At 71.1% G+C, this 22,930-nt stretch carries 17 protein-coding genes; 12 read left to right on the top strand and 5 right to left on the bottom strand.

Annotated elements, in window-relative coordinates:
• Positions 1 to 190: 190 nt before the first annotated feature.
• The 5 genes from WME96_RS05095 (at position 191) to WME96_RS05075 (ending at position 7,339) form a co-directional block, all read left to right on the top strand.
• A complete protein-coding gene (locus WME96_RS05095) occupies positions 191 to 1,279 on the top strand; it encodes a Gfo/Idh/MocA family protein (RefSeq protein WP_061613920.1) in 1,089 nt (362 codons plus the stop codon).
• Entirely contained in the window at positions 1,276 to 2,286 is a 1,011-nt protein-coding gene (locus tag WME96_RS05090; RefSeq protein ID WP_437289041.1) for an NAD-dependent epimerase/dehydratase family protein, read from the top strand. Before WME96_RS05095 ends, WME96_RS05090 begins: the two co-directional genes overlap by 4 nt.
• Entirely contained in the window at positions 2,283 to 4,793 is a 2,511-nt protein-coding gene (locus WME96_RS05085; RefSeq protein WP_437289040.1) for a hypothetical protein, read from the top strand. The genes WME96_RS05090 and WME96_RS05085 overlap by 4 nt, the downstream gene beginning before the upstream one ends.
• An 87-nt stretch (positions 4,794 to 4,880) precedes the next feature.
• A complete protein-coding gene (locus tag WME96_RS05080) occupies positions 4,881 to 5,846 on the top strand; it encodes a hypothetical protein (protein ID WP_437289039.1) in 966 nt (321 codons plus the stop codon).
• 116 nt (positions 5,847 to 5,962) lie between these two features.
• Positions 5,963 to 7,339 (top strand): O-antigen ligase family protein, encoded by a 1,377-nt coding sequence (locus WME96_RS05075; RefSeq protein ID WP_437289038.1) that lies wholly within the window; start codon positions 5,963 to 5,965, stop codon positions 7,337 to 7,339.
• Positions 7,340 to 7,435: 96 nt separating this feature from the next.
• On the opposite strand, the gene WME96_RS05070 is transcribed toward WME96_RS05075, so the two are convergent.
• Positions 7,436 to 8,167, bottom strand: coding sequence for a sugar transferase (locus WME96_RS05070; RefSeq protein ID WP_437289037.1), 732 nt, complete (start codon positions 8,165 to 8,167; stop codon positions 7,436 to 7,438).
• Between the two features lie 65 nt (positions 8,168 to 8,232).
• On the opposite strand from WME96_RS05070, the gene WME96_RS05065 reads away from it, so the two are divergent.
• From WME96_RS05065 to WME96_RS05045, 5 genes are all read left to right on the top strand, one after another.
• Positions 8,233 to 8,820, top strand: coding sequence for an ATP-binding protein (locus WME96_RS05065; RefSeq protein ID WP_437292276.1), 588 nt, complete (start codon positions 8,233 to 8,235; stop codon positions 8,818 to 8,820).
• Positions 8,817 to 9,116, top strand: a complete 300-nt coding sequence (locus WME96_RS05060) for an STAS domain-containing protein (RefSeq protein WP_012233514.1) — start codon at positions 8,817 to 8,819, stop codon at positions 9,114 to 9,116. Before WME96_RS05065 ends, WME96_RS05060 begins: the two co-directional genes overlap by 4 nt.
• A gap of 280 nt (positions 9,117 to 9,396) precedes the next feature.
• Positions 9,397 to 10,965: a GumC family protein gene (locus WME96_RS05055; RefSeq protein WP_437289036.1), complete on the top strand. Its 1,569-nt coding sequence runs from the start codon at positions 9,397 to 9,399 to the stop codon at positions 10,963 to 10,965.
• Complete coding sequence (locus WME96_RS05050; RefSeq protein WP_437289035.1) at positions 10,958 to 12,805, top strand: hypothetical protein; 1,848 nt, start codon at positions 10,958 to 10,960, stop codon at positions 12,803 to 12,805. The genes WME96_RS05055 and WME96_RS05050 overlap by 8 nt, the downstream gene beginning before the upstream one ends.
• A gap of 88 nt (positions 12,806 to 12,893) precedes the next feature.
• Positions 12,894 to 14,303 carry a hypothetical protein gene (locus tag WME96_RS05045; protein ID WP_437289034.1) on the top strand — a complete coding sequence of 470 codons (1,410 nt, stop codon included), beginning with the start codon at positions 12,894 to 12,896 and terminating at the stop codon, positions 14,301 to 14,303.
• A 92-nt stretch (positions 14,304 to 14,395) separates the two neighbouring features.
• Here WME96_RS05045 and WME96_RS05040 read toward each other — a convergent pair whose 3' ends face one another.
• The 4 genes from WME96_RS05040 to WME96_RS05025 all read right to left on the bottom strand — a co-directional run bounded on the left by WME96_RS05040 (position 14,396) and on the right by WME96_RS05025 (position 20,058).
• Positions 14,396 to 16,090, bottom strand: coding sequence for a SpoIIE family protein phosphatase (locus tag WME96_RS05040; RefSeq protein WP_437289033.1), 1,695 nt, complete (start codon positions 16,088 to 16,090; stop codon positions 14,396 to 14,398).
• A gap of 344 nt (positions 16,091 to 16,434) precedes the next feature.
• Positions 16,435 to 17,769, bottom strand: coding sequence for a nucleotide sugar dehydrogenase (locus tag WME96_RS05035; RefSeq protein WP_437289032.1), 1,335 nt, complete (start codon positions 17,767 to 17,769; stop codon positions 16,435 to 16,437).
• A 196-nt stretch (positions 17,770 to 17,965) separates the two neighbouring features.
• Positions 17,966 to 19,447: an oligosaccharide flippase family protein gene (locus tag WME96_RS05030; RefSeq protein WP_437289031.1), complete on the bottom strand. Its 1,482-nt coding sequence runs from the start codon at positions 19,445 to 19,447 to the stop codon at positions 17,966 to 17,968.
• 2 nt (positions 19,448 to 19,449) lie between these two features.
• Positions 19,450 to 20,058 carry a polysaccharide biosynthesis/export family protein gene (locus tag WME96_RS05025; protein WP_437289030.1) on the bottom strand — a complete coding sequence of 203 codons (609 nt, stop codon included), beginning with the start codon at positions 20,056 to 20,058 and terminating at the stop codon, positions 19,450 to 19,452.
• 254 nt (positions 20,059 to 20,312) lie between these two features.
• Between WME96_RS05025 and WME96_RS05020 the strand changes: the two genes are divergently transcribed.
• Both WME96_RS05020 and eboE read left to right on the top strand, forming a co-directional pair.
• A complete protein-coding gene (locus WME96_RS05020) occupies positions 20,313 to 21,533 on the top strand; it encodes a 3-dehydroquinate synthase (protein ID WP_437289029.1) in 1,221 nt (406 codons plus the stop codon).
• Positions 21,530 to 22,930 (top strand): metabolite traffic protein EboE, encoded by a 1,401-nt coding sequence (eboE, locus tag WME96_RS05015; protein ID WP_437289028.1) that lies wholly within the window; start codon positions 21,530 to 21,532, stop codon positions 22,928 to 22,930. Before WME96_RS05020 ends, eboE begins: the two co-directional genes overlap by 4 nt.

Here is a 22,930-nt window from a genome sequence, read left to right as displayed (position 1 = left end):
ATGCGCCGCGCAGCCTACCCGAGGCCGCCGCGATCGTCACCAAGCACGTCCACCGCGCGTGACCCACACGTGATCGCACGCGTCCTGCGTCGATCCCCCGCGCGGCCTGCCCCCGACGACGCTCGCCGCGCGACGAGCGGCCCGAGAGCCTAGCTCTCGGCTGCCCCGTTGCGGTACGCTCCGCCGCCCCATGACCCTCAAAATCGCGATCGTCGGCTGCGGCAAGATCGCCGACGGGCACATCGAAGAGATCCAGAAGATGCCGGAGCGGGCCCGGGTCGTCGCTGTCTGCGACCTAGAGCTCCTGATGGCCGAGCAGATCGCGGTGCGCTACGGCATCCCGAGCCACTACGACTCGTTCGACCGGATGCTCGACGTCGAGAAGCCCGACGTCGTCCACATCACCACCCCTCCGCAGTCCCACCTGTTCCTCGCGCGGCGCGCCATCGAGGCGGGCGCCCACGTCTACGTGGAGAAGCCGACCGCGCTGAACCTCTCGGACGTGCGGCGCCTCATCGAGCTCTGCACCGCCGCCGGGAAGAAGATGACGGTCGGCTGGGAGTACCAGTTCGATCCGCCGGCGGTCGAGATGCGGCGCCTCATCGGCGAGGGCGTGATCGGCGACCCCGTCCACGTGGAGAGCTGCTTCGGCTACAACCTCTCCGGCCCCTTCGGCGCGGCGCTCCTCGGCGACGGCTCGCACTGGGTCCACCGCCTCCCGGGCAAGCTGTTCCACAACAACATCGACCACCTGCTCAACAAGGTCGTCGAGTTCGTGGACGACGAGCAGCCGAAGGTCACCGCGACCGCCTACGCGCTCCGGGAGAAGCGCTTCGGCGACGCGCGCGACGACATGCTCGACGAGCTCCGCGTCACGGTGCAGGGCGCGCGCGTCAGCGCGTACGGGACCTTCTCGTCCCACGCGCGGCCGCCCGGGCACTTCCTCCGCGTCTACGGCACGAAGAACACGCTCCACGTCGACTTCACGAGCCGCACGGTCACGCTCGACGCGTCGCCGAAGCTGCCGAGCGCCATCGGCCGCGTCGTGCCCGCCTTCGATCAGGCCCTTTCCTATCTGCGCGAAGGGGGCAAGAACGTCGTGCGGTTCGCCCGCAGCGACTTCCACTTCTTCTCGGGGATGAACCGCCTGATCGGGCTCTTCTACGACAGCATCACGCGGGGCGCGGAGCTGCCGATCTCGTACCGGGACATGATCCGGGTCGCGTGGATGATGGATGAGATCTTCCGGCAGGTCCCGCAGGAGAAGGCGCGCACATGAAAGTCCTTGTCACTGGCTCGAACGGCTTCCTCGGGTCGGCCCTCGTCGACCGGCTGCTCGCCCACGGCGAGACCGACATCCGCTGCCTCGTCCGCCCGGCGAGCAACCGCGCGCGCCTCGAGGAGATCGAGCAGCGCCGGGGCGTCCCCCTCGAGGTCGCGGTGGGCTCCCTCGCCACGAAGGAGGCCGCCGAGCGCGCGGTCGAGGGCGTGGACGTGGTCTACCACGTGGCCGCGGCCATGGGCGGCGCGCCCGCGGACATGTTCCTGAACACCGTGGTCGCCTCGAAGAACCTGCTCGAGGCGCTGGTCCACACCGGCCGATCGCCGCGGGTCATCCTCATCAGCTCCTTCGGCGTCTACGGCGTGGCCGACCTCCCGCGCGGGTACATCGTCGACGAGAACACCCCGCTCGAGTCGCGGCCCGCGCAGCGGGACCTCTACTCGCAGGCGAAGCTCCGGCAGGAGAAGCTCTTCTGGGAGTACCAGGCGCGCTACGGCTTCCCGCTCACGGTGCTCCGCCCCGGCGTCATCTACGGCCCGGGCGGCAACGCCTTCTCCGGCCGCGTCGGAATGAGCCTGTTCGGCGTGTTCCTGCACCTCGGCGGGCGCAACATCCTCCCGCTCTCGTACGTGGACAACTGCGCCGAGGCGATCGCCGTCGCCGGCCGGAGCGAGGTCGCGAAGGGGCAGGTCTACAACGTCCACGACGACGACCTGCCCACGGCCGACGTCTACCTCGCCCGCTACAAGCGCGAGGTGAAGCCGATCCGCTCGATCTCGGTGCCCTATGTCGCCCTCACCGGGATATCGAAGCTCGTGGAGCGCTATCACGCCTACTCGAAGGGGCAGCTCCCGGCCGTCTTCACCCCGTACAAGAGCGCCACCTCCTGGAAGGGGAACCGGTTCGACAACACCAAGCTGAAGGCGCTCGGCTGGCAGCAGCTCGTCCCCACGGAGGAGGGCCTGCAGCGCACGTTCGCGTATCTCCGGGAACGCGCGACATGACGCGCGGGCGGTCGCTCGCGCCGCTCGCGCTGGCGCTCGGCCTCGCGGGGCTCTTCGCCGGCTGCGACCGGCGGCAGACCCCGGGGCCCCCGGCGGTGCACAGCGGCGCGGGCGCGCAGCCCGGCGCGCAGCCCGGCGCGCAGCCCGGCGTCGAAGAGACGCAGTCCGGCGTCGCGGCCCTCGCGGTCGCGGCGCCGCGCTTCCAGGCGCCGCCCGCGCCGCCGGCCGCGCCGGTCAAGGGGCACCCGCGGCTCTGGGTGCGCGAGGCCGACCTGCCGAAGCTGCGCGCGCGCGCCACGCCGGCGAACCCCCTGTTCAAGGAGCTCGCGACCGTCACGGCCGAGGCCGTGGCGGCGATGGACAAGGGCCAGATCCCCTCCGAGGGCGACTGCGCCTTCAGCCGCGTCTACTGCGAGGCGCACGCCGAGCTGTTCGCCTTCATGTCGCTCATCTCGAGCGACGAGGCCGCCCGCAACGACTACGCCGCTCGCGCGCGCAAGATCCTCCTCTACATCGTCGACCGCGTGAACAAGGGAGATCAGAACGACCCCTTCAACCGCAGGTTCTCCACGGGCGACCGCGCCCGCTGGTCCGGCGAGTCGTTCGGCCTCACGGTCGACTGGATCTACGGGTACCTCTCGCCCCAGGACAAGGCGGCGATACGGCCCGTCTTCCTGCGCTGGGCCGAGGAGCAGCTCAGGTCGACGACGACGAGCCACGCCCACCCCGAGCCGATCGGCAAGCTGAACGACCCGGTGATGCTGAAGGAGCCGAGGAAGCGCCGGTACGCCGTGAACAACTACTTCACGTCGCACATGCGCAACCTCACGCTGATGTCGCTCGCGTTCGACGAGGCCGACGACCCGCCGGATCAGAAGCCGAGCGGCACCTACCCGCGGCTCCGGGACTACTTCGCCAACGTCGCCGGCGCGTGGCTCTACATGACCGACAGCGTCCTCCGGAACGACGCGCGCGGCGGCGTACCGCCGGAGGGCTTCCAGTACGGCCCCGCGACGCTGGCCTACGTGAGCGAGACGCTCCTCGCCATCCAGACCGCGGGCGAGGCCGATCCGGCGAAGTGGGGCCCGCAGGTGCACCTCGACGGCAACCCCTTCTGGCACGAGTTCATCCCGGCCCACCTCCACAGCCTGAGCCCCGCCACCCCCCAGGGCCGGATCGGGCCGACCCACGAGGCCGCGTGGACGGGCGACGGCCAGCGCTACGAGTACACGGACCACATCGATCCGTTCGCGGCGCTCGGCCTCCACGCCCAGAACAGCGGCAACGCCGAGCGCCTGAACGCGCTCCGCTGGATGGCCATCCACTCGGGCCCCGGCGGCGCCGCCGGCCTCGCGCGGCGCGCCCGCTCCACGCTCGGCCAGGTGCACAAGCGGCACTCGATCCTGTACTTCCTGCTGCTCGATCCGGCGGTGACCCCGACCGACCCGCGCCCCTCGATCCCGCTCACGCACTACGGCGCCGGCCTCGGCCACGTGTTCGCGCGGACGAGCTGGGGGCCCGACGCGACGTGGCTCCAGTACCAGCTCGGCTGGGAGCACATCGACCACCAGCACGGCGACGGCCTCAGCTTCGGCTTCTACCGCGGCGGCGAGTGGCTCACGAAGGAGCGCATCGGGTACGGCGCCTTCTTCGGCAACTCCGAGCAGCACAACACCCTCGCCGTCGAGAACGACCGGAACCGCCGCCACGACGACCCGAACCGCGGCGAGCTCTGGAAGCGCGGCTCCCAGTGGCCGCTCGTGCACACGCACGATCCCCGGGTGCTCGCGAAGAGCTTCGCGCAGGATTACGTCTACGTGCTCGGCGACGCGACCCCGCTCTACAACTCCGACTACGAGAACATCGGCGACGTGAAGCACGTCAGCCGCTCGCTCGTGTGGCTCAAGCCGGATCACCTCGTGATCTACGACCGCGCCGCGACGGGCAAGGAGGGGCGCTTCAAGCGCTTCTTCCTGCAGACGCCGAGCGTCGCGCAGGTCGCGGGGAACCTCGCGACGGTCACGACGCCGAAGGGGCAGAAGCTCTTCGTGACCGCGCTGCTGCCCGACAACCCCGTCATCGCGGCCGAGCCGTACAAGCCGACGGGCACCTGGGACACCAAGCCGGCCGAGTTCGAGTCGATGCTCGCGACCCTGCGGACCGAGCCGCCGTCCCCGATGCCGAGGGACGCGCGCTTCCTCCACGTGCTCCAGGGCGCCGCCGGCAAGGCGGCGGCGGACCCGGCGACGCTCGTGCGCACGAAGCAGGGCACGCCCTTCGCGGGCGCCGTGGTGAAGGGCACCCTGGTCCTGTTCCCGGTCGACCTGGGCGCCGTCTCCCAGGTCCAGTACACCGCGCCCGCCGGCGTGACGAGGCACCTCGTCACGGGGCTCACCCCCGGCGCCTCGTACGACGTGAGCAAGAAGCCCGGCAGCGGCGGCGACGAGATCACCATCCGTCCCGGCTCCGCCACCAAGGCCGACGAGGGCGGCGTCCTCTCCTTCTGAAACCGCCCCCGCCGGGCGCCGGCTTGTCCTCGGCGCGGCGCGCTGCGATAATTTAAGTTCCCCCGCCACGTCTTCTACGGAGATGTCATGAGCAAGAAGCTATTCGTCTCTGCCGGCGCGTTCGTCGTCGCGCTGGGCGCCCTGTTCATCCCTGTCGAGGGCAGCGCTCCCGCCGCGACGGGCCCCATCGCGAAGGCCGGCTCGCTCGATCTGTCCGGCTACTCGAGCGCCCGGCCTGACGCCCCGCTGGATCTGCTCTTCATCCACCACTCGGTCGGCGGCCAGATGCTCACGGATCCGGGCCCCGAGAAGGAGAAGGCCTCGTGCGTCTACGAGACGCACCCGAACGGCGGCGGGCTCAAGAAGAAGCTCACGGAGCAGGGCTACCGCGTCCACGAGGCCTCCTACGGCAGCGCGATCGGCGAGGACACCGACCTCTTCCACTGGGCGCCCAAGTTCCGCGACAGGATGGACAAGGTGCTCCGGGTCGCGATGAACGATCAGATGCACCCGGACGGCGTGGTGAACCGGATCGTCGTCTTCAAGTCCTGTTATCCCAACAACCGCTTTGTCGGCGAGGGCACCGCCCCTGGCAACCCCGCCGGCCCGGAGCTCACGGTCTGGAACGCGAAGGCCACGCTGGCGTCTCTCCTGCCCGAGCTCGCGAAGCGGAAGGACACGCTGTTCGTCTACGTCACCGCCCCCGCGAACGTCCTCAAGCGCTCGAAGGAGCCCGCCTGGAAGTGGACCGCGAAGCAGATCCTCGGCAAGCCCTCCGAGGCGCAGGTCCTGCAGCGCCAGGCCGACCACGCCCGCTCGTTCAACAACTGGGTCAAGTCGCCCGACGGCTGGCTCAGCGCCTATCCGGAGAAGAACGTGGTCGTCTTCGACTACTACGACGTGCTCACGAACAGGGGCGAGTCCAACTTCTCGCAGTACGGCTCGGAGGGGGGCACCGACAACCACCCGTCGCGCGAGGGCAACGAGAAGGCCGCGGACGAGTTCGTGCCGTTCCTGAACCGGGCCGTGCGCCGCATGGGCCTCAGCACGTGACGCCGCGGGCCCGGCCCTCCCGCCTGGAGGATCGAGCGCGACATGCTTGACGCGGGCCGCGATTCTCCGGAACGTCGCCCTCCACCCGAACCGCGTCTTCGCTGAGGACCCTCGACATGCTCGCGCTCCCCGGGGTCATCCTTCTCATCATCTTCATCTACGGCAGGCCGCAGGAGTGGGACGAGCGGTTCGAGAACCTGCCGTTCCTCTACCTGTGGCTCGGCCTCGCGTTCATGGGCATGGGCCTCGACCTCGCCCTCGGCAAGGTCCGGCTGAAGGCGACCCCGCAGCTCCGGTGGGCGATCGTCGTCTACCTCTGGTGCGTGCTCACGCTCGGCCTGCGGAACCCCGGCGAGTTCTCCGAGGGCTTCGTCTCGATCAGCGTGACGTTCGTGCTCTTCTTCCTCATCGGGCACAGCCCCGAGGGCTTCAAGGCATTCCAGAAGCTCGCCGGCACCGTGCTCGTGATGGGCCTCTTCGTGGCGGGCGTCGCCATCCACCAGGGGTTCTCGTCGTTTCAGTGCCTCGCGATGACGCAGACCATCGGCGGCTCGCGCGGCGAGGCGGGCATCCCCGACGGCCGCGCCTGCGAGGCCCGCGTGGACTGCCGCGAGGGGCCGGGCGCCGATCCCGAGACCGAGTACCTGTGCGAGCGCGTCGGCCTCTTCAAGACGTCGACGATCAACGGCCGCGTGCGCTGGCGCGGCGTGCTCCAGGATCCGAACGAGCTCGCGCTCACCTCGGGCATCGTGCTGCCGTTCAGCTTCGCGCTCTTCGAGCAGAAGCGCTCGCTCGCGCGCGCGCTCCTGGTCCTCGCGTCGCTGCTCGTGATCGCGACCGCCATCATCCTCACGCAGTCGCGCGGCGGCCAGCTCGTCTTCGCGACGGTGCTCGGCGTCTACTTCGTCAAGAAGTACGGCGTCCGCGGCGCGATCTTCGGCGCCGTCTTCGCCGCGCCGCTCATGCTCCTCGGCGGCCGCGGCGGCGGCGAGGCCGAGGAGTCGGCGAACGAGCGCACGGAGATCCTCTCCGAGGGCCTCCTGATCTACCGGATGTTCCCGCTGATGGGCGCGGGCTACCGCCAGTTCACGGAGCACCACTGGCTCACGGCGCACAACGCCTACCTCCTCGCGCTCTCGGAGCTCGGCCCGCTCGGGATGTTCGCGTGGACCGCGATGATCTACCTCACGCTCAAGATCTCGCTGGTCGCGCTCAAGCGGTACGAGCACGGCGCCCACTTCGCGGTGATCCGCGCCTGGTCCATGGCGGTGATGGCCGGGTTCTGCGGGATGATGGTCGGGATCTTCTTCCTCTCGTTCACCTACCACTACGTGCTCTGGATCTACTTCGGCCTCGCCGGGGCGCTGTACTGCGCCATCAAGAGCGTCGACCCGAACTTCTCGATCCGCCTCGAGAAGCGCGACGTGTACCGGCTCATCCTGGCCGATCTCTTCCTGGTGCTCGTGATCTTCGTGCTGAGCAGGAGGGCCTAGCCCCGCCGGTCGGCGCCCGCTCAGGGATCGCTGACGCGCGGGGCCGGCGCCGCCGCGAGGCGGGCGCCGGGGGCGCGGGGCGGCCGGCCTCCGGGCTCAGCGCCCGAGGCCGAGGACCATCACGAGCGGGGTCTTCAGGATGATCGACAGCTCCATCTGGAGGAACGTCGAGAGCTTCTCGAGCGACGCGGCGTACGCGAGGTCGAAGAGCAGCTTCATCCGCATGTCGTCGGCCTCGGCGCCCTCCGCCTCCTCGAGGCCGAACGGGTTGGTCAGCGTCGCCTCGAACGCCGCGACCTCGCTCTCCGCCGGGGCGCGCCCGGAGTAGCCCAGCGAGACCTGCGCCAGGCCCGTGATGCCCGGCTTGATGTCGCGCATGCGCTCCTCGAAGAACGGGATGGCGAGCGCGAGGTTCACGAGCAGCTCCGGCCGCTCGGGGCGCGGCCCCACGATGCTCATGTCGCCCATGAGCACGCTCCAGAACTGCGGGATCTCATCGAGCCGCGTCTTGCGCAGGAAGCGCCCGACGCGGGTGATGCGCGGGTCGTCCTGCTGGGCGAGCACGGGCCCCGTCATCTTCTCGGCGTCCACGCGCATGGAACGGAACTTGCGCATGTGGAACTCGACGAACCGCGGGTAGGCGACGCCGTCCCGTACTTCCGTGCCGATGAGCATCCCGGCACGGCGCTGCATGTAGAAGATCGGCCCGGGCGACTCGAGGTAGATGGCCGCGCCGATGAGAGGGTAGAGCGGGAGGGTCAGCGTGAGACCCACGAGCGAGCCCGCGATGTCGATCGCACGTTTCGCTACACGAACGCCAGGTGTCACTGTTTACCTTGTGGCTCCCATAGTTCAGAACGTGGTAGGGTACAAGCTCGGATGGAGGTTTGGGCGTGATCCGACTCCGAGTACCAGGTTCGTTGACCTATCGCCACCTCGCCCTCCGCGTGGTGGCGGCCGCTTGCAAGATGGCCGCGCCTGGGAGGGTCGAGGGCGGGTCGCCCGGCCTGAGCCAGGAGGATTTCGAGGCCCAGACCGTCTCGGCGTTCGGCGAGGCGTTCAACAACATCGCGATTCATGGATACCGCGCTGGCCCGCCGGGCGACGTCGACATCGAGATCGAGTCCGACGCGGACGGCATCATCATCCGCCTGATGGACACGGGGTGCAGCTTCGATCCCGCGGCCATCGAGAACCCTCCCATCGACGACCTCCCCGAGTCGGGGATGGGGCTGTTCATCATCAAGTCGTTCATGGATGAGGTCGACTACCATCCCGGCAGCCCGAATGTCCTCCGCCTGGTGAAGCGGCGGGAGGGCAGCTCGTGCATTGCCGGGGACGGCAGCGAAGGCAGCAGTGAACAAGAGCATTCCGATGCCGACTTCGCCGAGGCGACGGGGCATCGGACGAGCAGTTTCCGAATGCGGAGCGTCTCCCGATCGGGCGCAGCCCGCGCCGCTGGGGGAATCAAAATCCAATGAGCTATACGCGGACCGATAACGGCAGTGAGACGGTCGTGCAGTTCGAGGGGACCCTCGACGCAGTGACCGCACCGGAGTTCAGGACGTTGGTTGACGAGCTGGTGGCCGAGAACCGCCAGAACATCACGCTCGAGCTCTCGTCGCTCCGGCTGATCGACAGCTCTGGCGTCGGCGTGATCGTCTCGCTGTTCAAGCGGGTGCGCGCGAACGGCGGCCAGGTGCGCATCGTGGGGCTGAGGGATCAGCCGCGCGCCATCTTCCGCCTGCTGCGCCTCGACCGGGTGTTCCCGACGTGACGTCTGGGGCGGCGTGCTCGCCGCCGACCTGGCCACAGCGGCAGCGCAGGCAAGGGCGGCGCGGCGTCGACGAGGGCGTCGCGCCGGCGCTGGACCGCGGCCACGCCTGTCCGCGAGCGTGGCGGGGCATGGAGTAGGCGCAGCGACGCGGCGCACAGGGCCGCGTGCAACAAGCTGGCGCTCGGGCAGCACACGTCTACCATAGGCAGCCGTCTGCCGGACCGGGGTGGTTGCGCTCCGGGTCGGGCGGCGCAAGCCAACCTTCGAGGAGCGGGGACTAATGGACAACTGGAAGATGAACCAGCAGCCCGCCGGGCTTCCCCCGCCCCAGGAGCCGCTCGGGGCGCTTCCCGCCGATGCGTCGGCGCGGCCTGCGGGCCCGCAGCCGCCCAGCATCAGCGCGATGATCAACCGGACCCTGGCGCACTGGTACGTGGCGGTGCTCGTGGCGCTCGCGGGGGTGGGCTTCACGGTGCTGGTCGTCCAGTCGAGGAAGCCCGCGTACCGCTCCGAGACCGTGATCTTCTACCGGGAGGGCGTGAAGGCGACGTACCTCGGGCCGGACGGGCCCGACCCGCTCCGCACCCTCTCGGCGCGGCTGAAGGAGACGCTGCTCGCGCGCTCCAACCTCGAGAAGGTCGTGACCGAGTTCAACCTCTTCCCCGACGTCGTCGAGAAGCGGGGCATGGTCGACGCGGTCGACCGGCTCCGCCTCAAGATCACCTTCAAGGCCCGCTCGACCGACACCTTCGCGATCTCGGCCGAAGGGGAGACGCGGGAGCAGGCGCAGGAGGTGACGCAACGGCTCGCGGACATCCTCGTCGAGGAGACGACGCGGATGCGCCGGTCGCAGGCGAAGCTGACGAACGAGTTCCTCGACGCCGAGCTGAAGCGCGCGGAGCAGGACGTCGAGAAGGCAGAGGCCGAGCTCGCGGCGTTCCTGGCCCAGCACCCCGAGTTCGCCGCCGAGACGGCCGCGCCCGGCGGCGCGCAGACCGGCGCCGCCATCCGCGCGCAGGAGCGCCGCACCACCGGCGCCGACCCGACGCTGGAGGCCCTCGAGCGGCAGGTGCCCCGCCTGCGGGCCCGGCTCACCGGCAAGCCCGAGCAGGCGGCGCCGAGCTCCCCGGGCGGGGCGCCGTCCCCCGCCCTCGTCCGGCAGCGGGATCAGGCCGAGCAGGAGCTCGCGACCGCGCGGCGGGATCTCGCGGACAAGCAGTCCCGCTTCACCGAGCAGCACCCCGACGTCCGGGCCGCGGCGGCCCGCGTGAGCAACGCCGAGGCGGCGCTGCGGCGCGCCGAGGAGGCGCTCATCCTGCCGCCGCCGCCGGAGCCGATCGTGGAGGTCGCCGCGACCGACGAGGCCGAGAAGGCGAAGATCAAGTCCCAGCTCGCCGCGCTCGAGCGGGAGATCGCGGCGCGCAGGGGCGCGAAGAAGGGGAACGCGGCCGACGCGAGCGAGACGGCGAAGGCGATCATCAACACCGAGACGGAGTGGTCCCGGCTGAGCCGCGAGAAGGCGCGGGCCCAGCAGCGGCTCGCCGATCTCGAGGGCAAGTCGTTCCGCGCGGAGATGGCCGCGAGCTCGGAGCAGGGCGGCTACTCGGCGCAGATCGAGGTGCTCGACCCGGCGTACAGGCCGAGCGCGCCGTCGAGCCCCTCGCGGCTGATCCTTGCCATCGGCGGGCTCTTCATGTCCATTGCGGCCGGCATCGCGGCCGCCGCGGCGCGTGGCATCGTGTTCGACGATCGGGTTTACGACATGGAAGATATCGATCGCATGGCGCTCGCTCCGGTGCTCGTCATCGTGCCGGCCGCCACGCGCGGGTCCCGAGGCCGCCGTGGCTGAGACAGGCGGTGCTGAGCCGGGGAAGCCCCCGCCGGTCGCGTCTCTGGAGCGGGCGCTCGATCAGGTCTGCGACTTCCTGAGTCGCGCGGAGCAGACAGCGCGGGTCCGCGCCCTCGTCATCGAGGCGCGCCGGCTCCGCAACGTGGTCGGCAACTGGCGGTCGATCGCGCCGGATCCGGACGTGCGCGAGGAGATGATCGCCCGCGTCCTGCGCCTCGCGAACGACGCCGAGGACGTGGTCTCGGCGGAGCGCCCGAGCTCCAGCCACGAGGACCCGAACGCCGCGTTCGACTCGCCGACCATCCGCCAGGAGCTGCCGCCCTCGGGCCACGCCCTGCCGCCGCACGGGATGGGGCTACGCCTCGGCCCCGGCCCGATGCCGGGCGTCCATCCTGGCATGCAGCAGCCGGCGGCCCCCCGGGGTCCGTCGGCCGCCACGCTGTTCCTGGCGGGGGGTGCGCCCGCGGAGCACGGCGGGCACCCGGGCCATGTGGCGGTGCACGGCGTGCACGCGCCGGCGCTCCCGCCCGGCCCCGAGCGGCCCGGCGTGCCCCCCGGGGTGACGCGCGTCATCGATCTGAGCGCCACGCTGAGCAGCCCTGGGCTCGTGTCCAGCGGCCCTGGCGCGGCGAGCGCGTCGGCGCCGGTGCCGATCGAGCGCGTCATCGCGCCGCCGGCGCGCGACGTGGGGGTGCGCGACGTACCGGCGCACCCGGCGGGCTCGCCGCCGCTCGAGCGCTCGTTCAGCGGGACGTTCCCCTCGCCCCCGTCGCTCGTCTTCGATCGCGTGGTGCCGCCCGCGGTGACGGTGCGCGAGGTGCCTCCGCCGCAGCCGCCGCCGCAGCAGCCGCCGCCGCCCGAGAGGCCGCTGGAGCGCTCGGCGACCAGCACGTTCGCCTCGCCGCCGTCCCTCATCTTCAACCGCGTGGTGTCGACCCCGGCGCACCACGCCGTGGACGCGAAGCTGCAGTCGCTCGACCCGACGTTCGAGGAGCCGCCGTCGCTCCACATCGAGCACATGCGCTCCCTGCCCTCAGGGCCGGAGACCGCCGGGCTCCTCCCGGAGGAGTCCCTGGGCGGCCCGGGCGAGATCACCGTGCGCCCGTTCCCGATGCCGGACGCCGTCGATCCGAACATCGTGATGGTCCACGCCCCGTACTCGCCGCAGGCGGACGCCTACCGCACGCTCCGGCGCAAGCTGCCGACGGGCGTCGGGACCACGATCGCCGTGACCAGCGCGTCGCCGGGCGAGGGCAAGACGACCTGCGCCATCAACCTCGCGCTCGCGCTGCGCGAGACCGTCCGCGGGCGGATCCTCCTCGTCGAGGCGAACATCCGCAAGCCAGGCATCGCCAGGGCGCTGCGGTTCGACCCGCCGAGCTGCTTCTCGGAGCAGGTCCAGCGCCACGTCGGCAACCGGTACGCGCCCTGGGTCGTCGTCGAGCAGGCCGCGCCGGCGCCCGCCGTGGCGCCCAGCGATGACACGGCCGAGTCGTCGGACCGGAACGGGCCGTCGGGCAGCAGGTCGCCCGACCAGAGGCTCGCCCTCCAGACGCCCGTCCACATCCTGGCCGTCGATCCGAGCAAGGAGCGCCCGCCGATCCTCGACGCGGTGGCGTTCTCGAGCGCGATCGAGAGCCTCAAGCGCGCGGGCTACTCCTACATCATCATCGACACGCCGCCGGTGCTCGGCAGCATGGACGTGAACGTGATCGCCGACTCGGTGAGCGGCGTGGTCATGACGTCCCTGGTCAAGAAGTCGACCCGCAAGGCGATCCGCCAGGCCATCGAGCAGCTCCGGCCGGCGCCCATCCTCGGTGTCGTCCTGCTCGACGCCTGAGCGCTCGGCGCGCCGCCGGCGGCCTCCCGCGTCGAAAGGTGGGGGAGGCGTAGCCTCGCGCCGCCTCCATTGTTACCTTGCGGCCCTCATGCGCTCCGGACGAGGTATTGCTGTCGCGGCCTTCGGCTGCGCGATCCTCACCCATCACGACGCCCGAGCGCAGGACGCGTACCTCCAGGGCGTCTTCACCGGGTCGCTCGGCGTCACCGACAACGTGAGCTCCGCGGCCGAGCCGCCGGCCGGGCCTGGACCCGACGCCGACGGCTTTGGGACCGTGAGCCCCGGCCTGATCTTCACGTACACGACGCCGCGCACCTCGCAGACGCTGTCCTACACCTTCGCGGCGAGCTTCTTCTTCCTGCACTCGGAGGCGAACTCGTACTCGAACATGGCGATGTGGTCCGGCCGCTTCGTCACGTCGCCGAGGACGACGCTGACGCTCGGCGTCGCCGGATCGCAGGGCCAGCTCAACACCTTCCTGCTCGAGCAGGCGCCGGGGACCACGACGATCGCTGGCACCGCGGGCGGCACGACGAACTTCGTGCAGGGGTCGGTCAACGAGGGGTTCTCGTTCCAGCCCTCGCCGGTCTGGCAGCTCGGCCAGGCGGCGACGTTCCTCGTCTACAACCCGCTCCTGGACCGCCCGCAGCGCACGTACAGCGCGGCGAACACGTTGAGCGCGCAGCGGATCTTCCGCCACGACATCGCGTCGCTCGCGCTCTCGGTCGGCTACACCCACTTCGACAACGTCCCGGTGACCGACCCCGACGCCGATCCCGAGGCCCCGGACGTGTACGAGGAGCGCGACCAGCTCCTCAGCACGCTCGTGGCGAGCTGGCAGCACGACCTCGGCCGCCGCTTCTCGAGCCAGCTCGACGTCGGCGGGGTCGTCGCCACCGACCTCGCGGGCGGCGCCGGGTCGCTCGTGCGGCCGGCCGGGCTCGCGGCGCTGCGCTACACGCACGACCGGGGCGAGGCCGAGCTCGCGTACACGTACGCGGCCACGCCCAACGTCTTCTTGCAGCAGATCCAGCTCTCGCACCAGCTCACGCTGCGCGCCGCCGCGCCCATCCTCCGCCCCTCCTGGCGCCTGTCGGTCGAGGGCTCGGCCGGCGTGCAGTTCGCGCGGCCCCTCGAGAGGAACGCCGAAGGAGAGCTCGCCACGGGGCCGAACACGACCGCGGTGCTCACCGACGTCGCGCTGCTCTGGAGCCCCGTCATCGTCATCCCCGATTTCGCGCTCGCGCTCCGCTACCAGCACACGAACCAGCACACCGCGGCGAGGACCGCGGAGCTCCCCGACACGCGCATCGTGCGCAACGCGCTGCTCGTGTCCGTGTCGGGCGCGTTCCCGCGGCGGATGGAGGCGGGCTCGCGCATCTCGATGACCCAGCCCTTCGGCTCGGCGGGGCCCGTGGGCCCGCCGCACCGGGATCCGGAGCCGATCGAGCCGCCGGAGGGCTCGGAGCCGGCGGCGGCCGGCGACGCCGCGCGCTGACGCCTGGTCGCCTGAGCGGCCTCACCGAGCTGCCCGGCCGTCCTCGCCGTCCTCACGCCCCCAGCGCGGCCGGGTTGCCGCTCGGCGCGCGCTCAGGTGCGGCGCGCGAGGAGGAAGGCCCTGTCGTCCTCGGGGAGCTGATCGCCGCGGAACTCCTCGAGCATCTGCGTGAGCTTGTCGGCGATCGACGCGACAGGGCGGCCGGCGCTGGTGGCGCACAGCTTGGCGAAGCCGGTGCCGAGCGCGTGCAGGCCGAGCATCTGCTTGGACGAGTTGCGCAGCTCGGTGAGCCCGTCGGTGTACATCGCGAGCACCTCGCCGGGCGCGAGCACGCTCTGGTGCGCCTCCATGGGCACGAGGCCGATCCCGAGCGCCGGGTTGACGGCCGCCTGGAGGTGCCGCAGGCCGCCCTCCGCGGTCGCGACGAGCGCCGGCGGGTGCCCCGCGTTGACGCACTCCATGCGGCCCGTCGCCGGGTCGAGCGCGACGGCCACCATCGTCACGAACGACTGCTCCGGCAGGTACTCGCAGAGGTAGGCGTTCAGCCGGTCCATCATGCCCGTGATCCCGCGGCCGGCGTCGACCGTCGCCCTCACCATCGTGTGCACGCTCGACCCGATGAGCGCGGCCTGGAGCCCCTTGCCGCAGACGTCCGCCACCGCGAGCAGGAGGCGGCCGTCGGGCATCGGGACGATGTCCACGTAGTCGCCGCCGACCCACCGGCACGGCTCGAAGCCGAGCGCCACGTCCAGCGCCTTGAACTCCAGCCGCTTCGGCACGAACGTCCGCTGGATCTGGTGCGCCATCTCGAGCTCGCGCTCGATCGCCGCGTGCGCCTGCGCGTGGCGCCGCGCCTCCCAGGCCGACTCGGCCTGCTGGTAGACCTCGGCCGCGAGCGCGATGAGCCCGAGCCACTCGACGCTGCCGAAGTCGGGCGGCAAGGTCACGTAGAGCAGGTTCATCAGCTGCTCCTCGACCCGCAGCGGGCACGCGACGACCCAGAGCGCCATGACGTCGCGCGACATCGTGAGCTCGACGGTGGCGCTGTCGCTCACCAGGTTGCCGGCGAGCACCGGCTCGCGCGTGTCCTGCACCGCCGCGAGCACGCGGCGCGAGATGTACGGCGGCGCGACCGAGTCCTCGCGCCGGAGCGACTGGAACGGGCGATGCGGCCCGGACAGGATCGTCAGCGCGCCGTTCTGCCGGAGCCGCAGGGCGAGCGCCATGCTGCCGTGGAAGTCCTCGCGGACCATCAGCTGGCAGAGCGCGTCGAACCGGTCCGTGGCGTCCTCGATGCTGAGGAGCCGCCGCGACAGGTCCATCAGGGTGAACAGGTGCTTCGCGGCGATGCGCGGTGGGTCGAGCTCCCCGAGCTTGCGGATCGCGGTCGGTTTGTCCTCCTCGAAATGGAGGCCGCCCGGGTCGAGCGGCACGCGGGGGGCCCGCGCCGTGAGCTGGAACTCGAGGATGTAGTCGCCGATCCCGATGCGATCGCCCGGCTTCAGCACCTTCTCGTTGATCCGCTCGTCGTTGACGAGCGTGCCGTTGGTGCTGCCGAGGTCGCGGATCCACCACCTGCCGAACGGATCGCAGAAGAGCTCCGCGTGGCGCCGGGAGACCGTGTAGTGGTCGAGCGTGAGCTGAACGCCCGGCGCCCTGCCGATGACGATATGGGACTCGGTGAGCGGCCGCCGCGTCCCCGGGAGATCGCCGAGGCGGATCTCCAGGTGGCCCTTCCAATCCGAGCTCGATGGCGCAGCGCCCAGGCTCTCATCTGCAGGCGACATCGTTCGACCTGGCCCGACCATGGGCGGCGGCGTGGACATGGACCGTCTTCGATGGGTACCGAACCGGCGCCCTGACATCAAGGGGATGCTGGCAATTTCGCGACCGCGGAAAGCGCCTCGCCCGTGACCTGTAACAGAAGGCGCGGCGCGAGCAGCCCCGCCGAGCGCCGCCCACAGCGCGGGTATTTCGCGACACATCGCGGCGCTGCGGGCGAGGCAGCCGACGCGCGGCGTGGGGCGGCCCGCGGTCGCGAGGACCGCCGCGCCGCGCCACCTTTGCGCGCGCGCGGCGGACGGGAGCGCGCCGCGCAGGTGGGCAGAGGGCGCCGCGCGGGCGCCCTCCCCTAGGCCTTGATGACCTTCTGGTTCTCCGCGCGGTAGACGCCGCGGGTGTCGACGATCAGGGCGGCGTGCTTGAGCACCAGGTCGTAGTCGACCACCGAGTGGTCGGTGACGAGCAGGACCGCGTCGTGGCCCTTGAGGGTGTCCTCGTTGAGCGGCAGGGACGAGAGCTCCGGCAGGTGCGGCCAGGTGCGCATGCGCGGCAGCTTGGGCACGTGCGGGTCGTGGAAGCTGAGCACGGCGCCGAGGCGGCGGAGGAGCTCGATGATCTCGAACGCGGGGCTCTCGCGCGGATCGTCGATGTCCTTCTTGTAGGCGACGCCGAGGAGCAGGACCTTCGTGCCCTTCAGCGCCTTGCCGCGATCGTTCAGCGCGAGCTGGAGCTTGTTGACGACGTAGTGCGGCATCTCGACGTTCACCTCGCCAGCGAGCTCGATGAACTTCGTCGACACGCCGTACTCGCGCGCCTTCCAGGCGAGGTAGAACGGGTCGAGCGGGATGCAGTGACCGCCCCAGCCCGGGCCCGGGTTGAACCGCATGAAGCCAAACGGCTTCGTCGAGGCGGCGTCGAGCACCTCCCAGACGTCGATGCCCATCGAGTCGTAGACGACCTTGAGCTCGTTCACGAGTGCGATGTTGATCGCGCGGAAGATGTTCTCGGTCAGCTTCGCCGCCTCGGCCGCGCGGGCGGAGGACACCGCCACGGTGCGCGCGATCGCCTGCGAATAGAGCGCCTGCGCCAGGGCCAGCGAGGCGCGGTCGACGCCGCCGACGACCTTCGGGATCGTCGCTGTGCTGTGATCCCGGTTGCCCGGGTCCTCGCGCTCGGGCGAGAACGCGAGGTAGAAGTCCTCGCCCATGCGCAGGCCCGACTGCTCGAGGATGCCCTTCACGAGCTCGTCGGTCGTGCCGGGGTACGTGGTGGACTCGAGCACGACGAGCTGCCCCTTGCGCAGCCGCTCCTTGATCTTCTGCGAGGAGCCGACGACGTAGCTCATGTCGGGCTCCCGCTGGGCCGTGAGCGGGGTGGGGACGCAGATGAGGATGGCGTCGGGCTCGTTGAGCCGCGAGAAGTCCGCCGTCGCCTCGAATCGACCCGTCTTGGATGCCGCCGCCACGCGCGCAGGATCGAGGTGCTTGATGTAGCTCTTCCCCTCGCCGAGCGCGGTGACCTTCTCGGGGTCAACGTCGAAGCCCAGCACGCGGAAGCCTTTCTCGATGAACGTGAGCGCCAGCGGCAGGCCGACATAACCCATGCCGATGATGCCCACCTGGGCTTCGCGTGAGGTGATCTTCGCCAGGAGGCTCTCGACCGCAGCGGGATGCGTCTCTGCCATTTCCGTTTATCTCCAGTGGTGGAGGGGAACCGCCACGCGGATCCCGACCCATGTTCGAAGAGAGGGGCCCGACGCTACCACAGGCCCCCAGAATTCGCTCGAGTGTCGAAGCGGATCTCCGGCGCCGCCGGGAAGCGGTCCCGCTGATGGAGGTGGTCCGGTGACGTCGGGAAACACCTCAGCATCGGGAAACACCTCAGCGGCGGCGGCGCACCGCTTCGCGGGCAAGCTGGAGGAAGTCGCGCGACGCTTGCCGCGCGATGACCAGCGCCGACGCGATGAAGACCAGACCGCCCGCGATCACCTCGGCGCCCAGGCGGAACCCGCGCGGCAGGGGCCCGAGCTGCCGCACGCCGTAGCGCACGGCGAGCACGGCCACGACCATCGGCAGGCAGGCGATCAGCGGCCGGATCAGCGGGCGCACCAGGCGCATGTAGGGGACACCGTCGGCGCGCTGGACGACCCAGAGGCTCGCCAGCGCGTGCACCCCGAACGCCACGCCGACCCCGGCGCAGGCCCAGAGCACGCCGCCGATCGATCCGAGCAGCGCGATGCCGCCGATGATCGCGCCGACCTTGAGCCACTCGAGGATCATGATCGTCCGCGTGCGGCCGTAGACCTGCATGTAGGAGGACATGACCCAGCCGATCGGGCGGGTGACGCCGAGCGCCGACAGCACGGCGAGGAGCGGGCCGGCCGGCTCCCAGGCCTCGTTGAAGAAGGTGTCGTTGAGGATCGTCGGGGCGACCGCGCCGAGGCCGACCGCGAGCGGGAAGATGAGGAGCGACAGCAGCGTGAGCGCGCGGACGAGCGCGGTCTTGCGCTGCTCCGGCTCGAGCTTCGAGAACGACGGGACGAGGACGTCGCCGATGCGCTCGCCGACCTGGGAGGCCGGGATGTCGGCGAGGTTCCACGCGAGGTTGTAGAGGCCGCCGACGTGCTCTCCGAAGAGGCGGATCATGACGAGGTTGTCCCACCTGGACGCCCCGAAGTTCGCCAGCGACCCGAAGTTCAGCGGGATGCCGAAGGCGAACAGCTCGCGCGCCTTCTCGCGCGAGAGGGGGCTCGGCGTGAGCCATTCCGCGAGCTTCACGGCCGGGATCGTGGTGACCACGCGCACGACCGCGCGCAGGAGCGTGGCGACGACGATGGCGTTCCCGCCCCAGCCGCGCATCGCGAGGACGACCGACGTCGCGGTGTACGTGAGCTCGCCGGCCGCGCTGCGGAGGCTGACGCTGCGGAACCGCATCTCGCGGATGAGCAGACGGTCGGGGACGTACCAGAGCCGGTCGATGAACATCGCGAGGATCAGCCCGGGCATGAACTCGAGCATCCCCGGCGCGCCGACGAGGTGCACCGCGATCGGCTCCCGGAGGAGGTAGACGAGGCCGATGGCGACGACCCCTGCGGCGTGGAAATAGACCGTCGCGTTGAAGAGCATCTGGCGGTCGAGGTTCGGCCGCGACGCGATGTACTGCCCGATCCCGAGGCTCGACAGGAAGTGTGCCGTCATGATGACGACAGAGGCGGCCGAGACCTCGCCGTACACATCCGGCGCGATGAACCGGGTGAGCACGAGGGTGCCTATCAGGCCGAGCACGCGCGAGCCGAGGCCCGTCGCGATCGTCCAGACCGCGCCAAGGACGGCCTTGCGGGCGAGCGCGGAGGAGCCGGCCACGATCAGGGCACGAAGACGGTATCGCCCGCCTTGAGCACGAGGTCCTGCTCAGGCCGCTTCCGCGAGGCGATATCGTCGTAGTTGACGGGGATGTGCCGGAACTTCCCGGGGCTATCCATGCGGATGAGCAGGATCTGGTCCGTCGAGGCGAACTGGTTGGGGCCGCCGGCGAGCGCGAGCGCCTCGGAGACGGAGACGAAGTAGTTCGAGGCGTAGATGCCGGCGCGCGCGACGTTGCCGCTGACCACGAACCGGTAGCTGTTGATCCCGGTCACGGCGACGGTGATCACGGCGGTCTCGTCCTTCACGAACTCCGAGAGCCGCCTCTTCAGCTCCTCGCGCACCTGGGTCGGGGTCTTGCCGGCGACGAAGACGTCGCCAATGAGCGGCATCGTGATGACGCCGTCGGCCCGGACGAGCGCGTCGCTCGACAGGTCGGACATGCGCCAGACGTTGACCCGGAGCTGGTCGCCGACCCCGATCACGTACTCGTGCTTACGCGGGTCGTGTTCCTTCGCGTAGTTCGCCGGATTGTAGATGTACGTGGGCGAGCACCCGGCGGAGAGCGCGGCGAGCGCGAGCCCTGCCGCAGCCACAAGCGTTCCTCTCATGAACGACCGTTTCTTGGGACGGGCTGTGCCTTCCATGGGCGTCTGCATCGAGGAGGAAGTCAGGCAGTACGGGGTTTCGATCGCGGCGATCTCGGCAGTACGGCTGCGCGGTTGCGCGGTCCTCACCGAGCGGCGCCAGCATTGCAGGAAGGCCGTCCGCCGCCAAGGGGAAGTTTTCATCCCGCGACAAGGCGCGGGATCCTCGCGCGGAACCGGCTTGACGGCCCGATGGTCGCTCTGAAAGCTCGGCTTTGATGCTGCTTCATCTCCAACGGATCGCGGTCCCCTTCGAGTACCCTGTCTATTTCACGGAGGGCGTCTTCTCGCCGAGCAACGACGATCTCGCGTCCGCGATCGCCGCGAGGGAGCCGCGCCGGCGGCACCGGGTGCTGCCGGTGATCGACGGCGGCGTGGCCGCGGCCTGGCCGTCCATCACGGAGGACATCGCGCGGTACGTCGGCGCGCACGCGGAGCGGCTCTCGCTGGTGGCCGAGCCGATCGTGGTGCCTGGCGGAGAGGCGTCGAAGAACGACGGCGCGGCCACGGCGGCGCTGCAGGCGCGGCTCGACGCGCTCGGGATGGATCGGCAGTCGTTCGTGATGATCGTCGGGGGCGGCGCGGTGCTCGACATGGCCGGCTACGCGGCGGCGACGGTGCACCGGGGCGTGCGGGTCGTGCGGATCCCGACGACGGTGCTCGCCCAGGCCGACTCGGGGGTCGGCGTGAAGAACGGCGTCAACGCGTTCGGGAAGAAGAACCTGCTCGGCACGTTCGCGCCGCCGTTCGCGGTGCTCATCGATCCGCGTTTCCTGGAGACGCTGTCCTTGCGCGACAAGGTGGCCGGGATGGCGGAGGCGGTGAAGGTCGCGCTCATCCGGGACGCGCGGCTGTTCTCGTGGCTGACCGAGCATGCGCCCGCGCTCGCGTCGGGGTCGCTCGCGCCGCTCGCGGCGCTTGTGCGTCGGTCGGCGGAGATCCACCTCCAGCACATCGCGACCGCGGGCGACCCGTTCGAGCTCGGGAGCGCGCGGCCGCTGGATTTCGGGCACTGGGCTGCGCACAAGCTGGAGTCGCTCACGAGGCACCGGCTGCGTCACGGGGAGGCGGTCGCGATCGGGATCGCGATCGACACCGTCTACGCCGAGCTGGCCGGGCTCTGCAGCGAGGCGACGGCGGCCGCGGTGCTCTCGACGCTCGAGGCGCTCGGCTTCGCGCTGTGGGACGACGCGCTCGCGCTCACGCGCGGGGGCGGTGAGCGGGGCGAGCGGCTCTGCGTGCTCGATGGGCTGGACGAGTTCCGCGAGCACCTCGGGGGCGAGCTCACGGTGACGCTGCTCGAGGACGTCGGGCGCGCGCGGGAGGTGCACGCGATGGAGGAGCGGCACATCGTCGCGGCGATCGCGCGGCTGCGCGAGCGCGCCGGGAGGCGGGGGACGCACGCGGCGGCCGGCGCGGCGGGAGCGGCGCGGTCGTGAGGCTCGCGTGCGCGGGGGCGCCGCACCTCACGTACTGCACCAACATCCACGCGGGCGAGACGTGGGCGGAGGTGAAGCAGAGCCTGGAGACGCACCTGCTCGCGATCTGGTCGCGCGCGGGCGGCGGCGGGGGAGGCGCGCCGCGCGACGGGGGGGGCGCGGGCGGCGGACGCGGCCCAGGTGGAGGAGGGGCGGGCGTCGGCGGCGTCGAGCGCCCGCGGTGCGGGGTGGGGCTGCGGCTCTCGGCGAGGGCGGCCGCGGAGCTCGCCGCGCCGGCGGAGCTCGAGGCGTTCCGCGATTTCCTCGCGCGGAACGGCCTCTACGTGTTCACGCTGAACGGCTTCCCCTATGGCCGGTTCCACGGCGCGCCGGTGAAGGAACGCGTGTACCTGCCCGACTGGCTCGACGACGAGCGCCTCGCGTACAGCGATCGCCTGGCGACGCTCCTCGCCGCGCTGCTGCCGGCCGAGGAGGGCCTGATGGGCAGCGTGAGCACCGTCCCCGGCGCCTTCCGGCCGCGGGTGCGCGCGCCCGACGACGCCGAGGCGATGGCGCGACGGCTGGTGAGGCACGCCGCGCACCTCGTCGACGTTCACCGCCGCACGGGCAAGCGGATCGCGCTGGCGCTCGAGCCGGAGCCGTGCTGCTTCCTCGAGACGACGCCCGAGGCGATCGCCTTCTTCACCGAGCACGTGTTCGCGCGGGAGCGCGCGCGGGAGCTCTCGGCGCTGACCGGGATGAGCCTGCCGGACGCGGAGGCGGCGCTGCGGGCGCACCTCGGCCTCTGCTTCGATGCGTGCCACATGGCGGTGGAGTTCGAGGACGCGCCCGCGTCGCTCGCGGCGCTCCGCGCGGCGGGCATCGGCGTGCACAAGGTGCAGATCAGCGCCGGGCTGCGCGCGCGCGTGGCGGAGCGCGATCCGGCGACGATGGCGAGGCTGCGCGCCTACGCAGAGGACGTCGTGTACCTGCACCAGGTGGTCGAGCGGCGCGGGGGCGCGGGCGGCGGCGGGGGCGAGCTCGTTCGCTACCTGGATCTGCCCGAGGCGCTGGCCGCGCTCGAGGACGCGCGGGCGGCGCCGCCGGAGGCGAGGCCGGAGGAGTGGCGCGTCCACTTCCATGTGCCGATCTTCCGGGGGATCGAGGGCGCGCTCGGGACGACGCAGCCGGAGCTGGCGGCGCTGCTGTCGCACCTGAGCGAGCGGCCGGCGACGCAGCACCTCGAGGTCGAGACCTACACGTGGGATGTCCTTCCGGAGGACCAGCGGCGCGGGGGCGTGGTCGAGGCGGTGTCGAGGGAGCTCCGCTGGGTGGAGGAGCGGATGGTGCGGGGCGGATCGGGCGCGGGCGATGGCGTCGGCGCTGGAGTCGGTGCGGCTGGCGGAGGAGGAGCATGA

It is taken from the genome of Sorangium sp. So ce406, from assembly GCF_051474675.1.
Taxonomy (GTDB): domain Bacteria; phylum Myxococcota_A; class Polyangia; order Polyangiales; family Polyangiaceae; genus Sorangium; species Sorangium cellulosum_G.
Note: the sequence above shows the minus strand (reverse complement) of the source record. Positions and strands in the feature narration are given on the sequence as shown.